Annotated in this window: 12 protein-coding genes; 7 read left to right on the forward strand and 5 right to left on the reverse strand. The window is 68.0% G+C overall.

Going from position 1 to position 13,330, the window contains the following annotated elements; translation table 11 throughout:
• The first annotated feature begins 22 nt into the window (after window positions 1-22).
• Both ACN5W5_RS10480 and ACN5W5_RS10485 read left to right on the forward strand, forming a co-directional pair.
• Window positions 23-1,789: a sensor domain-containing diguanylate cyclase gene (locus ACN5W5_RS10480; RefSeq protein WP_420048474.1), complete on the forward strand. Its 1,767-nt coding sequence runs from the start codon at window positions 23-25 to the stop codon at window positions 1,787-1,789.
• A 99-nt stretch (window positions 1,790-1,888) separates the two neighbouring features.
• Entirely contained in the window at window positions 1,889-3,445 is a 1,557-nt protein-coding gene (locus tag ACN5W5_RS10485; protein WP_420048475.1) for an AAA family ATPase, read from the forward strand.
• 16 nt (window positions 3,446-3,461) lie between these two features.
• On the opposite strand, the gene ACN5W5_RS10490 is transcribed toward ACN5W5_RS10485, so the two are convergent.
• A complete protein-coding gene (locus ACN5W5_RS10490; protein ID WP_420048476.1) occupies window positions 3,462-4,766 on the reverse strand; it encodes a hypothetical protein in 1,305 nt (434 codons plus the stop codon).
• Between the two features lie 203 nt (window positions 4,767-4,969).
• Between ACN5W5_RS10490 and ACN5W5_RS10495 the strand changes: the two genes are divergently transcribed.
• A complete protein-coding gene (locus ACN5W5_RS10495) occupies window positions 4,970-6,127 on the forward strand; it encodes an alpha-hydroxy acid oxidase (RefSeq protein WP_420048477.1) in 1,158 nt (385 codons plus the stop codon).
• A 125-nt stretch (window positions 6,128-6,252) separates the two neighbouring features.
• On the opposite strand, the gene ACN5W5_RS10500 is transcribed toward ACN5W5_RS10495, so the two are convergent.
• Window positions 6,253-7,257, reverse strand: coding sequence for a BLUF domain-containing protein (locus ACN5W5_RS10500; RefSeq protein ID WP_420048478.1), 1,005 nt, complete (start codon window positions 7,255-7,257; stop codon window positions 6,253-6,255).
• Between the two features lie 117 nt (window positions 7,258-7,374).
• Between ACN5W5_RS10500 and ACN5W5_RS10505 the strand changes: the two genes are divergently transcribed.
• Window positions 7,375-7,893, forward strand: a complete 519-nt coding sequence (locus tag ACN5W5_RS10505) for an anti-sigma factor domain-containing protein (protein WP_420048479.1) — start codon at window positions 7,375-7,377, stop codon at window positions 7,891-7,893.
• Window positions 7,894-7,901: 8 nt separating this feature from the next.
• Window positions 7,902-8,132 (forward strand): DUF3079 domain-containing protein, encoded by a 231-nt coding sequence (locus ACN5W5_RS10510; RefSeq protein ID WP_177133546.1) that lies wholly within the window; start codon window positions 7,902-7,904, stop codon window positions 8,130-8,132.
• 204 nt (window positions 8,133-8,336) lie between these two features.
• Here ACN5W5_RS10510 and ACN5W5_RS10515 read toward each other — a convergent pair whose 3' ends face one another.
• Window positions 8,337-9,059 carry an SIMPL domain-containing protein gene (locus tag ACN5W5_RS10515; protein ID WP_420048480.1) on the reverse strand — a complete coding sequence of 241 codons (723 nt, stop codon included), beginning with the start codon at window positions 9,057-9,059 and terminating at the stop codon, window positions 8,337-8,339.
• 83 nt (window positions 9,060-9,142) lie between these two features.
• On the opposite strand from ACN5W5_RS10515, the gene ACN5W5_RS10520 reads away from it, so the two are divergent.
• Complete coding sequence (locus tag ACN5W5_RS10520; RefSeq protein ID WP_420048481.1) at window positions 9,143-10,453, forward strand: Y-family DNA polymerase; 1,311 nt, start codon at window positions 9,143-9,145, stop codon at window positions 10,451-10,453.
• Entirely contained in the window at window positions 10,416-11,261 is an 846-nt protein-coding gene (locus ACN5W5_RS10525) for an enoyl-CoA hydratase-related protein (RefSeq protein ID WP_420048482.1), read from the forward strand. The genes ACN5W5_RS10520 and ACN5W5_RS10525 overlap by 38 nt, the downstream gene beginning before the upstream one ends.
• A gap of 27 nt (window positions 11,262-11,288) precedes the next feature.
• Here the strand turns inward: ACN5W5_RS10525 and ACN5W5_RS10530 are convergent, their stop codons facing one another.
• Window positions 11,289-11,879 carry a hypothetical protein gene (locus ACN5W5_RS10530; RefSeq protein WP_420048483.1) on the reverse strand — a complete coding sequence of 197 codons (591 nt, stop codon included), beginning with the start codon at window positions 11,877-11,879 and terminating at the stop codon, window positions 11,289-11,291.
• Between the two features lie 167 nt (window positions 11,880-12,046).
• Window positions 12,047-13,264 (reverse strand): 6-phosphofructokinase, encoded by a 1,218-nt coding sequence (locus ACN5W5_RS10535; RefSeq protein ID WP_420048484.1) that lies wholly within the window; start codon window positions 13,262-13,264, stop codon window positions 12,047-12,049.
• Window positions 13,265-13,330 lie beyond the last annotated feature (66 nt).

A 13,330-nucleotide genomic window follows, 5' to 3' on the forward strand; every position in this document is an offset into this window, starting at 1 on the left:
ACAAGTATTTACGATGCCACCCATGGATCGACTCCCCATCCCCTCCCACCCGGCGCATCGCTGCGTGGCTGTCGTGCGCCAGGTGCTGGCGGTGGTGGTTCTGCTGCTGGGCCTGGGGCTGGCCCTGTGGTCCGGCCATGCACGGGCCACCGAGGGCGAAGGCGACGTCACCCTGCAGACCCATTTCTGGGTGGACGAGTCGGGCACCAAGGGCATCGCCGATGTGGTGGCGCTGCCGCCCGACAGCTTTCAGCCCATGGCGACATTCCGCGCCTTCAAGCTCGACGGCACCGCCCTGTGGATGCGCCTGGATCCGCCCCGCCTGGACGCCCGTCAGCGCTGGTACCTGATGCTGAGCGCGGCGGCCTTCACCGACGAGGCATCCCTGTACAGCCGTGACCCCAACGGCGCCTGGCGCGAACAGCGCTCCGGCGACCACCTGCCAGTGGCGCAGTGGGACCACCCAGGCCAGACCCCCGTGTTCGCCCTCGATCCCCAGGGCGCCGGCCCGGTCTGGCTGCGGGTGGTGAACGCCCCCGCGCCCACCAGCCCGCGCCTGCAACTGCTGACCGAAAACAGCCTGCAGGACATGCGGTACTGGACCTTCCTCATGATCGGTGGCTACCTCGGCTTTGGCCTGCTGGTGTTCTTCCTGGGCTGGGTGCACGCACGCCTCTACGCCGACCGCGTGTTCATTGCCTACTGCTGCTACGTGGCCTGCATGCTGGGATTCCAGGCCGCGTTCACCGGTGTCGGCGGCCTGTTTTTCTGGCGCCACTCGGCGTGGTGGAACGACGTGGCGCCGGCCGTGTTCATGCTCTGGCTGACGGCGTCGGGCATCTGGTTCGTGCGCGAGGTCTGCGCGGTGTCGCGCTACCACCGCGGGGTGGACCGCTTCGTGCTGGGCTGGTCGGTGTTTGGCCTGCTGTACGCCGTGGTCTACGTGGCTTGGATGAGCCCCACGGCCTTCCTGGTGCTCAATGTCTACGGCCTGCTGTCGGTCCTGCTGAGTTTTTCCCTGTGCATCTGGACCTGGCGCCTGGGCGAGACCTACGCCGGCTGGATGGCGCTGGGCTTCCTGCCGGTGCACCTGGGCTACCCCTTTCCCGCGCTGCGCAGCGCAGGCATCCTGCCCGACAGCTGGGCCACGCAGTACGCGGTGCTGATCGGCTCGGCCATCGAGATCCCGCTGCTGCTGTACATCCTGCACCGCCGCGCCAAGGATTTCAACGAAAACCGGGCCCGCCTGCGCGCCATCGACAGCACCGAACCCCTGACCGGCCTGACCATCGTGCCCGTGCTCCACCTGCGCCTGCGCGACGCCCTGCGCCGCGCCCGGCGCTATGGCCACCCGTGCGGCCTGGTGCTGGTGGAGCTGACCAACCATGGCGAGATCGTCGCCCGCGAGGGCCGCGAGGCCGGCGACCGCGCGCTGGTGGTGGCCGCCTCGCGCCTGTCGGCGGTGGTGCGCGAGGTGGACACCGTGTCCCGCATCGCCGACACGCGCTTCGCGGTGCTGGTCGAAGGGCCGTTGCGGCCCGAAGAGCTCAAGCTGCTGGCCCAGCACATCGTGGCCAAGGGGCTGGAGCGGGTGCCTGCGCTGCCGGCCGGGCTGCCGCTGCGCTTTCGCCTGGTGTCGGCCACCTTGTCCGACACCGCCGACACGACCGACGAGCCGGTTGACGAGATCCTGCTGCTGGAGCGCCTGAACACGTCACTGGACCGGATGGCGGCGGACCCGCGCCGGGTCGTGCGGCATCTGTCGTCGAGCGTGCCGGCCCGGACATAGGCGCGCCGGGTCGGCGATGGTGCGCCACGGTGCGGGGCATCTGACGCGCATCGGCCACCCGGCGCTGCGGCCTGCCGTACAGTGGCGGACATGCCCCCCTTGCCCACGTTCATTCAAGCCCTGCTGGACCCGGCCCTCTATCCGCACCCCGTGGAGCGCGTGGAGCTGATGGAAACGCACGGCGCCTGGGTGCTGCTGGCGGGGGAGTTCGCCTACAAGATCAAGAAGCCGGTGCGTTTTCCCTTCATGGATTTCAGCACCCTGGCCCTGCGCCGCCAGGCCAGCGAGACCGAGATCCGGGTGAACCGGCGCTTCCAGAACCTGGACCAGCCCGCGACGCAGCTCTATCTGGGCGTGTTGCCCATCGTGGGAACGCCCGAGCAGCCGCGCTGGGGCGCGCCCGGCCCGACCGACGCGGGGCAGGCGATCGAGTTCGCGGTGCAGATGCGCCGCTTCGACGAGGCGGCGCGGCTGGACCATCTGTGCGAGCGCGGCGCGCTGACGCCCGAACACATGAGCGGGCTGGCGCGGCGCATGGCGGCGTTTCAGGCCCGGGCCACGGTGGCCGGCAACGGCGACCCCTGGGGCCACCCGACCGCGGCCATGCGCTGGCCGCGCGACAACTTCAGCACCCTGCGCACGGCCATGACCGACCCCGCCGACGCCACCCTGGTGCGCGAACTGAGCGACTGGACCGAGCAGCGCTTCAACGCCATCGAACCGCTGCTCTCCCGGCGCCGGCAGAAGGGCCGCGTGCGCGAGGGGCATGGCGACCTGCACCTGGCCAACCTCGTGCTGATTGAAGACGAGGTGCTGCCCTTCGACGCCATCGAGTTCAACGACGCGCTGCGCTGGATCGACGTGGCCAACGACATGGCCTTTGTCTGGATGGACCTGCTGGCCCACGGCCGCCCCGGCCTGGCCAACGTGCTGCTGAGCGCCTGGCTCGATGCGAGCGGCGATGTGTCTTCGCACACCGTGTGGACCTTCTTCGCCAGCTACCGCGCCGGGGTGCGCGCCAAGGTGGCGGCGATACGCCTGGAGCAGCTGGGTGGCTCAGGCGCCTCGCCCGAAGCCGATGCGTGTCTGGCCGAAGCCCGGCGCTACCTGGCGCTGGCGCGCGACATCGCCCACCCACCCGCACCGCAACTGCTCATCACCCACGGCCTGTCGGGCAGCGGCAAGACCTGGGCCTCCAGCCGCTGGCTCGCCGCCGAGACCAGCGGACGCGCGATCCGCCTGCGTTCCGACGTGGAGCGCAAGCGCCTGCACGGCATGAGCGCGCTGGCGGCCAGCGGTTCGGGCCTGAACGCCGGACTCTACAGCCCGCAGGCCCACGTCGACACCTATGCCTCGCTGCTGTCGCGCGCACGCATGCTGCTCGCCGACGGCTGGACGGTGCTGGTGGATGCGGCCTTTCTGCGCGCGGCCGAGCGCGCCGATTTCGCGGCGCTGGCGCAGGGCGCGGGCGTGCCGTTTCACATCCTCGCCTGCGAGGCGCCGGTGGACGTGCTGCGCGCGCGCATCACCGAGCGGCAGGCGCGCGGCGCCGATGCATCGGAAGCCACCGTGGCGGTGCTGGAACAGCAGCTGGGCTGGCTGGAACCGCTGTCGGGCGCCGAGCGGGCGCAGGCCCTGCCCACCACCACCAGTTGAAGCGCAGCCCGCCGGTTCAGCGGCCGAAGATGCCGCGCAGGATGCTGCCGGCCGCGCCGGGCAGACCCGAGGGTTTTTCTTCCGGCGCCTCGGCGGGAGCGCTGTTGCTCTCGCTGCCGCCGGCCATGCCCCCCATGTCCATGCCCAGCATGGCCATGGTCTGGCTCTTGGTGCGCACGCGCACCGTCCACTCCGGCTGCCAGGACTTGGGCGCATTGGCCGGGCGTGCCGGGTGGCTCAGGTAGCTCTCGGGGCCGTAGGCGATCATGCGCAACATGGCACCGCCCGCCTCGCCTCCCGGGCTCGCAAAGATGCCCTGCGGCACGGCGCACTCGGTGGTGCCCGGCGACAGCAGCACCTTGTCTTTCACCCACTTGGCGCTGGTGCTTTCGGGGAGGTAGTCGAACAGGCCGAGCCCGGCGTCGCCGTTGTCGGCGCTGGACCAGAGCACCATGTCCTGCCCCACCGCGCCCATGGCGTGCAGGTGGTAGGCGTGGGCGCGCGGCACGGTCAGCCAGCTCAGCTGGATGCTCTCCGTGAGCTGCCCCTGGCTCTGCAGGCGGATGACGGACATGAGGTCCTGCCGCTCGGCCAGCTGGAAGCGCATGGACTCGGGCACCCCCTCGCCGTGCACCTGGTGTTCACCCACCAGCGAGGTGTCTGCCTTCGGGTTCACGGTGTTCTTCTCGTTGGGGTAGAGCGCGTGCTGCGCGCCCACCTTGGCGGCACGCTCGGGCGCGTGCCGCCCGGCCAGCACCGGCGCCCACTGCGCCGGGTTGCTGGCGAGGTTGATCACCTTGGGCTGGCCGGGGCGCACCTTGTCGCCGCAACCCCAGTACACCAGCAGGCGGCCCTTGACCTCGGGCACCTCGCCGGGAGCGCTGTCACCCGGCTCCTTGAAACTCGGGCTGGGGGGCACCAGCGGCAGTTGCTCGCCCATGCCCATGGTCGGCGGGATCGCGAGCGCCGCCTCGGTGCCGGGTTTGCGCGGGTTGTAGAGCGCGAGGTCGATCACGCGGTTGGGCGGGAAGGCGCCCGTCAGGCCTGGTCCGCTGCCCTGCTGGATGAAACGGCCGCTGGCGTGGCCGTAGGTCTGCGAGCCGCCACCGCCACGACCGCCGCCGAAGAGTCCGCCGATCATGCCGCCAACACCGCCCTGCAACATCTCGGGCATACCGGTCATGGTGGAGGTGGACAGGTCAACCCACAGCTGCGTCGGCGCCGTCTGCGCCTGCGCCACCACAGGCGCCAGCGCCAGTGTGGCGGCTGCCGCCAGGGGTTGAAGGACTTGAACGGCGTGCTTCGAAAAACGGTGTTTCATGGCGTTCCTCCGGTGCGTGGGCTCCCACTCAAATCATGATACGCCGGGCACCTGACGCCTCCAAGGCGGTTCAGCACGGCGACATCCTCCGGTTGGGGCATCAGAAATTTCAAACCCCACTGTCCCGGTTTCACAAGCCTTTTCCGGTCGGCCTCGCTAACATCGCGGGCAGTTCACCCATCGCCACCCCGGAGACAAACCCCATGACCGTGATCACCACCATCGAAGACCTGCGCGTGCTGGCCAAAAAACGCGTGCCGCGCATGTTCTACGACTACGCCGATTCCGGCTCGTGGACCGAGAGCACCTACCGCGCCAACAGCGACGATTTCCAGAAGATCAAGCTGCGCCAGCGCGTGGCGGTGAACATGGAGAACCGCACGACGGCCACCACGATGGTGGGCCAGGCCGTGAAGATGCCGGTGTGCATCGCGCCCGTGGGGCTGACGGGCATGCAGAGCGCCGACGGCGAGATCAAGGCGGCCAAGGCCTGCGAACGGTTCGGCATCCCGTTCACGCTGTCGACCATGAGCATCTGCTCGATCGAAGACGTGGCCGAGCACACCACCGCGCCGTTCTGGTTCCAGCTCTACATGATGCGCGACCGCGAGGCCATGGCCCGCATGATCGAGCGCTGCAAGGTGGCCAAGTGCAGCGCGCTGGTGCTCACGCTCGACCTGCAGGTGATCGGCCAGCGCCACAAGGATTTGAAGAACAAGATGCGCGCGTCGGTGATCCCGTCGCTGGGCAATGTGCTCAACATCGCGACCAAGCCGCGCTGGGTGCTGGGCATGATGGGCACGCGCCGCCACACCTTCCGCAACCTGGTGGGCCACGTCAAAGGCGTGAGCGACATGAGCTCGCTGGCGGCCTGGACCAACGAGCAGTTCGACCCGACGCTGAACTGGGCCGACGTGGCCTGGGTGAAGCAGCAGTGGGGCGGCAAGCTGATCCTGAAGGGCATCATGGACGTGGAAGACGCCAAGCTGGCCGTCGCCAGCGGGGCCGATGCCATCGTGGTCAGCAACCACGGCGGCCGCCAGCTGGACGGTGCGCCGAGCAGCATCGAAGCACTGCCCGCCATCGTGGCCGCGGTGGGTGACCAGATCGAGGTGTGGATGGACGGTGGCATCCGCAGCGGGCAAGACGTCCTGAAGGCCTGGGCCCTGGGTGCACGCGGCACCATGATCGGCCGCGCCATGGTCTACGGCCTGGGTGCCATGGGTGAAGAAGGCGTGTTGAAAGCGCTGGAGATCATCCACAAGGAACTCGACATCACCATGGCCTTCTGCGGCCACACCAACATCCAGAACGTGGACCAGAGCATCCTGCTGCCAGGAACGTTTCCCAAGGCCGCTTGAGGGTTTTGCCGAAACGAGGTGCCTAACCCAGAACGCGGTGGAACCGGCTCCGCCGGGCCAGGAGCAAAGCCCCTTGAGGGGCGGAGCGGTTACGCGCAGCGAACAAGCGATGGGGGTGGGCCCATTCACTCCAGCGCGTTCAGCGCTGGCAGCAAGGCCCCCCAGTAGTCCCCCAGCTCGGGCTGGCCCGTGCGGGTGCGGGCCGTGCACCAGGCCAGCCCCTGGCGCTCGACCTGCTCCATCAGATCGGTGGTCAGTTCCGCTGGCGTTCCCAGCCCCACGATGGTCGGCAAATGGTGCACCTGGCGGCAGGCCGCGAGCACCCGGTCAACGATGCGCTGGTTGGCGGTCGCATCCTGGTCGAGCAATACCACCACGGCCGTGTAGTCGGGCAGGAATGCGTGTGTCATGCCCATCGCCAGCCCTTTGCGGGCATTCGCGATCAGCCGCAGACCCTGCTGCCCGTGTGCAGGCAGGTCGAGGTAGTCGCTCTCCACGTCGTGGGCATCGTCGGCAGCGCCAGCGAAGCGGCGCCGCACCAGGGGCTGCTGATGCACGCTCGCCAGCCAGGTGATCAGGTCGAACGCCCGGGCGCCTCGCGCCGACAGCAGCATGATCCGGGGGTACTGGCCCAAGGGCGTCGGCATGGCGGTCACGGCCGGCGAGCAGAGCGCCAGCCACACGCTGGCCGGGTCCACCACCTGGCCCGACTCGAACCGGTCCAGCTGCTCGAACACACGCATGCCAAAGGCATCGGGCCGTTCGGGTGTCTGCACGATGGCGCCGATCCAGGGACGGAACAACCGGGGCCGACCCACGCTGCGGTGAATCACCTTGATCCCCTGATGCCGTGAATCCTGCGCCACGCGTTGCAGCAGCGCCTGGATCGCGCCTTCCGGTCCTTCCATCCATTCGACGAACCAGCCGCTCATGTACAGCAGCGCCACACGAATGCCCTGAGGCCCGTTGTTTACCAACGCATGGTCGCGAATGCGGCGCATCTCGTCCAGCACCGCCTCCTGCACCAGACACACACTCGCATAAACCAGGCGGCCAACGGGCAGCGTGGGCACATCTGACCCGCTGCCGGGCCAGTCGGTGGTGGTTTGGTCGGATTCGTTGATGGACATCGCAGCGAAGTCGTCTGACGGGGGGTGCGTGGGAGAATGCGCCGTGCCTGAAGCTCCCGAAAAGGGGCCGATGGTAATCCCGCTTCACTTGAATGGGAAAAGAAAACCGCTCCAGCCATGACATCCATCAACTTCACCGAAATTTCCGACCGCCGCGTCAGCCCCTGGTGGCGCGCACTGGCCATTTTCTTGCTGCTCGTGCTGCTGATCGGCTGGGCTGCCCACAGCAGCATGCTGACGCAGCTGCAGGCGCAGATCCAGCACGCACAGGCCCGGCTGGTCGAGGTGCCGCAGATCCGCCAGGTGGCCTTGTTGCTGGACAACCAGCAAAAGCCCGCCATGCTCGCCACCTACAACCCCAAGGAGGGTGCCCTGCTGCTGCAGCGGCTCAACGATGTGAAAGAAGGCCGTGAAGACAGCATGCAGGTCTGGGCCATCGTGGGCGATGCCGCACCGCGTTCGCTCGGTGTCATCGAAAGCAAATACAAGACGCTGCAGATGCCGGTGAAAGAGGCTGATCTTCAAGGTGTGACCGAGCTGGCCGTGAGCGCCGAGAACAAAGGCGGCGTGCCCGCCGGCACCGGCCCCAGCCTGCCCTGGCTGTTCAAGGGCTGGCTGGTGGTGAAGTCGATCTGATCCGCCCCTTGGCCAAACGCTTCCCCGTCAACCCGCCCCACCCGGAGCGCAACTGCTGGGGTTGCGACCGCTTCTGCGCCGCCGATGCCCTGCTGTGCGGCAACGGCTCGGAACGCACCCAGCACCCGATCGAAACCTTCGGCCCGGGCTGGGAAAACTGGTCCGGCATTCCCGGAGACATGGACGGCGACGCGGTGAAGGCAGAGATGCCTGCCACCGATGCAGGCCCCACCGGCTGAGCCTATTCAACCCGGCGTAACCTGCCTGCGACCGATCACCTCAGATTTCCAGGCTCCGGAGCACCACCCCGACACATGAAGCGGTGCAGCCCAAGGCATCTCCGGCGCGACATGCCCGAACCGAGAACCCGGCGGAACCGGCTTTGCCGGGCCGCATCGGGTTGCCCCCTTTGAGGGGGTCGCGCGAAGCGCGGCGGGGGTGACTCACTCCAGCTCGTATTCGAACGTGCTCACCACGCGCAGCCGCTTGCTGCGCGAGCTGCCGTCATCGAAGTCGTTGCCGTCGGTGCCGGTGATGCGGATCGCGCCCTGGTTGGCGTTCTTCAGCGGGCCGAGGCTGGCGCCGGCTTCGGCGGCGAACTTGTCGGCCTGCTCGCGGGCGTTGCGCGTGGCTTCCGCGAGCAGAGGGGCCTTGATGTCGTTGAAGCCGCGCAGCTGGTAGCGCGGGCCGCTGGCGCCTTCGCCGTCGCCCCCGAGCTGGATGCCGCCCTGGATCAGCGGGTCCACCGCCAGCGCGGCGCTGGCCACATCCGCCACCCGGCTCGTCTTCACCAGCACCTGGCCGCTGCCGTTGAAACGGAACGGCACATTGCCCTGCGCGTAGTCGCGCGCCATCAGGTCCTGCACCTGCAGCGGCCGGGCTTCGAGTTCGGCGTCGGTGAATCCGCGCTCCTTCAAAAAGGCCAGCACCTTTTCGCGGTCGGCGGCCAGCGCCTGCTGCACGGTGCCGAACTCGTTGCCGGCGCGTCGAAAGCTCAGCGTCCAGATGGCGAAGTCGCTCTCCACATCCTTCTCGGCCAGGCCTTTGACGGTGACCGAGCGGTCCGACATGCGGAAGCGCTCCAGGCCCTGGCTCACCGAAAACCCGGCGACGGCGATGCCCGCGCCCACGAGCAGGGCGGCGATCAGGCGGGACAGTGTGTTCATGTTGGTGCTCCCGGAATACGGCAGCGCGACGGCGCTGCCCTGGCCGGCCATCTTAGCCCGCAGCGCTGCACCGCCACAGCGCTATGCTTGGCGCCGTGACCGCTCCCGCCCACCCGACCGCCCCCCTGCCCCGGCGCATCGCGCACCTGGACATGGACGCGTTTTTTGCGTCGGTGGAGCTGCTGCGCTACCCGCAGCTCAAAGGCCTGCCGGTGGTGATCGGCGGCGGGCGGCGGCGCGAGGACGACGTGCTGGCCCGCCTGCGCGAGGCCTACCCGGAACGCGACTGGTCCGATGGCGACCTGAGCCGCATTCCGCTCGAATTTTTCCCCCGCCTCTCCGGCTACACCGGGCGCGGCGTCATCACCACCGCCACCTACCCGGCGCGCCAGTTCGGCGTGGGCTCGGCCATGGGGCTGATGAAGGCGGCCAAGCTGTGCCCGCAGGCGATCCTGCTGCCGGTGGACTTCGACGAGGTGCGCCGCATCTCGCGCCTGTTCAAGAGCACCATCCTGGAGATCGCGCCGGTGATGGAGGACCGCGGCGTCGACGAGGTCTACATCGACTTCACCCACGTGCCCGGCGGCCAGCGCGAGGGCGGGCGCGTGCTGGCGCGGCTGATCCAGAAAAGCATCTTCCAGGCGACCGGCATCACCTGCTCCATCGGCGTGGCACCCAACAAGCTCATCGCCAAGATGGCGAGCGAATTCAACAAGCCCAACGGCATCAGCGTCGTCTGGCCCGAGGATCTGCAGGCGAAGATCTGGCCGCTGCCCTGCCGCAAGGTCAACGGCGTCGGCCCCAAAGCCGATGAAAAGCTGCAGGGCCACGGCATCCACACCATCGGCGACCTCGCGGCGCGCGAGCCCGGCTGGCTGATCGAACACTTCGGCAAAAGCTACGGCGCCTGGCTGCACGAAGTGAGCTGGGGCCGCGACGACCGCCCGGTGGTGACCGAGAGCGAGCCGGTGAGCATGAGCCGCGAAACCACCTTCGAGCGTGACCTGCACGCGGTGCGCGACCGCGCCGAGCTGGGCGCGGTGTTCACGCGGCTGTGCGAGCAGGTGGCCGACGACCTGCAGCGCAAGGGCTACGCGGGCAAGACCATTGGCATCAAGCTGCGCTACGACAACTTCCAGAGCGTGACACGCGACGTGACCATCGATCAATTCACCGCCGACGCCGCCACCATCCGCCGCCAGGCGGGCCTGTGCCTGAAGCGCGTGGACCTGAGCCGCCGCATCCGCCTGCTGGGTGTGCGTGTGGGCAAGCTGGTCAAGCCCGGGACAGAGGGCGAACAAGCCTCGGGCTACAGTGAAAGCCATTCCACCCGAACCGCCAGAGACAAGGCCTCCGATGAACACACCGACCTGCTTTTCCCTGAGCTCGACTGACGACCACGTGGCCCATCTGGTGCTCAACCGCCCCGAGGCCATGAACACCATGCACCCCACCTTCTGGCGCGAGCTGGACGAGGTGCTGACGCAACTCCACACCGAAGGCACAGCACGCGCGCTCGTCATCAGCAGCACCGGCAAACACTTCAGCGCCGGCATGGCGCTGGAAACCTTCAGCGGCGCCATCGCCATGGACGACCAGAGTCCCGAAGGCCGCGCCGCCATCTTTGACCTGCTGAGCGACATGCAGGCCACGTTCACCAAGATCGAGGCCCTGCGCATACCGGTGATCTGCGCCATCCAGGGTGGCTGCATCGGCGGCGCGGTGGACATGGTCACGGCCGCCTGCATCCGCTACGCCACGGCCGACGCCTTCTTCTGCATCCAGGAAATCAACATCGGCATGGTGGCCGACGTGGGCACGCTGCAGCGCCTGCCCAAGCTGATCCCGTTCGCCGTGGTGAAAGAGATGGCCTACACCGGCCGCCGCCTGCCGGCGCAGCGCGCATTGGCTTACGGATTGGTGAACGAGGTGTTCGATACGCCCGAAGCCATGCTCGCCGCCGCGCTGCAATGCGCGAAAGAAATCGCCAGCAAGCCACCGATCGCGATCTGGGGCACCAAGCAGGCCGTGAACTACGCGCGCGACCACTCGGTGGAAGACAGCCTGCGCCAGATGGGCTGGCTGCAGGGCGCGATCTGGAGCAACGCGCACGTGCGCGAGTCCATCACCGCCATGAAGGAAAAACGCGCCGGCAGCTTCACGCCGCTCTCGGCGCTGCAGTCGTTCAAGGCGCTGGGCTGAGGCCCGCGACGGCTGGCCCGCGCGCTTTCAGGCCGCCAGCGACACCCGGATTTCGGCGAAATTGCCCGCCGTTTCAATCACGTCGATGGACTTGCCCAGCTGGCGCTCGATCTGGGTTTGCGAGAACACACCGCGCACCCGCGGCCCTTGACCGTTCTCGCCCTTCTGCACCACCAGCATGTGGCGACGGCCCACGTGTTTGAGCGTGGCCACCACCTTGCCGACGGTGGCGTGCGCAAGGTCGTCGAGATCGATCGCGTCCAGCTGGCCCAAGGGCGACATCACATCGGCCACCGTCAGGTCTTCGTAGCGGATGCCGCGCTGGTTGATCACCTGCATCGGGCGTTCACCCTCCAGATCCGTCGAGGTGATGAGCCCGTCCATCCAGGGGATCTCGCTGACCACGAACAACAGGCGCACCCCTTGGTGGATCATGGTCTGGCGCGCCTCGTTCAGACCCATGTCGGGCGCGATGGTGGCGGCGCGCACATGGGTGAGATCGGTCATGACCGCTCGCCCGGGAGAACTCAGCGTCACGGGCACGCCCATGTGGGGCTGCGCCTGGGCGATGCAGGTGCCCTGGGGGAAACGGAAGGTGGGGAGGATGGCAGATTTCACGGTTCGCTCGCTTTCTGACAACAGGGTCACAGAGGGCAGGACGTGCGCCACGCACCAGCCGCGCTGGCGGTGCTTCGGCTGGACAACAGACTATCAGCCCCCGCCGCCGTTCACAAGAGACCAAGCCCCAATCGGCGCGACAGCCAGCGTCCGCCAGATCCCGGCCGTCAGCCCTGGTTCAGCACCTTGGCCACCGGGTTGTAACGCAGGCGGTAGGCGTCGGGCATGTCCGAGCCGAGCAGCGGGCGCAGGTAGAGGCGGAAGGCGTCGGTCACATCCGTGCCGCTGGCGGTGATGAACTCGTCTTCCATGGTGCGCGTCTTGCCGGCCACCGCTTCCAGCGGCAGCAGCTCGTAGTCGGCCGAGTAGAAGCCGGTTCGCTTGATCGCCACCGAGCCGTCCACCTGGCCCCACATGGCGAACTGCACCGCCTTCTCGCCCACCTCGCGCGCCTCGCGCTGGTCCACGTCGGACACGCAGCCGATGAAGCTGCGCTGCAGGTAGCCGAAGGTGTCGCCACGCACGCGCTTGATGCCGAGCCTGGCCTTGATCTCCTCGCACAGCAGATCGGCCAGCGCACCGGTGCCCGAGAGCTGCACGTTGCCGTGTGCGTCCTTCTCAATGTCCTTGGCCAGCTGGGTGATGATGGGCTGGCCCGACGCATCGTGAATGCCCTCGCTCACCGCGATCACACATCGCCCGTGGCGCTCGTACATGGCCTTCACGTCGGCCAGGAACTTCGGGATCTCGAACACGCGTTCGGGCACGTAGATCAGGTGCGGGCCGTCGTCCGGAAACTTCTTGCCCAGCGCCGACGCGGCCGTCAGGAAGCCCGCGTGCCGCCCCATCACCACGCCCACGTAGACGCCGGGCAACGAGGCATTGTCGAGGTTGGCGCCGGCAAAGGCCTGCGCCACGAAGCGCGCCGCCGAGGGAAAGCCGGGCGTGTGGTCGTTGCCTACCAGGTCGTTGTCGATCGTCTTCGGGATGTGGATGGAGCGTAGCGGGTAGTTGGCCTTGCGCGCCTCTTCGCTCACGATGCGCACGGTGTCCGACGAGTCGTTGCCACCGATGTAGAAGAAGTGCTCGATCTCGTGGGCCTTGAGCACCTTGAAGATCTCCTGGCAGTACTTCAGGTCGGGCTTGTCGCGCGTGGAGCCCAGCGCCGAGGCCGGCGTGCGCGCCACGGCTTCGAGGTTGTGACTGGTCTCCTGCGTGAGATCCACGAAGTTTTCATCGACGATGCCGCGCACGCCGTGGCGCGCGCCGTAGACCAGCTTCACGTTCTGGAAGCGCCGCGCCTCCAGCGCCACGCCCACGAGCGACTGGTTGATGACCGCGGTCGGGCCGCCGCCCTGGGCGACGAGGATTTTTCCGGATGACATGGATGCTCCTTGAGAGGCCAGCTAGCGAAAAGGCCATCGACACCCGAATCGGTTGGCTCCGGCATC

The organism is Hydrogenophaga sp. ZJX-1 (genome assembly GCF_048590325.1).
Lineage (GTDB): Bacteria > Pseudomonadota > Gammaproteobacteria > Burkholderiales > Burkholderiaceae_C > Hydrogenophaga.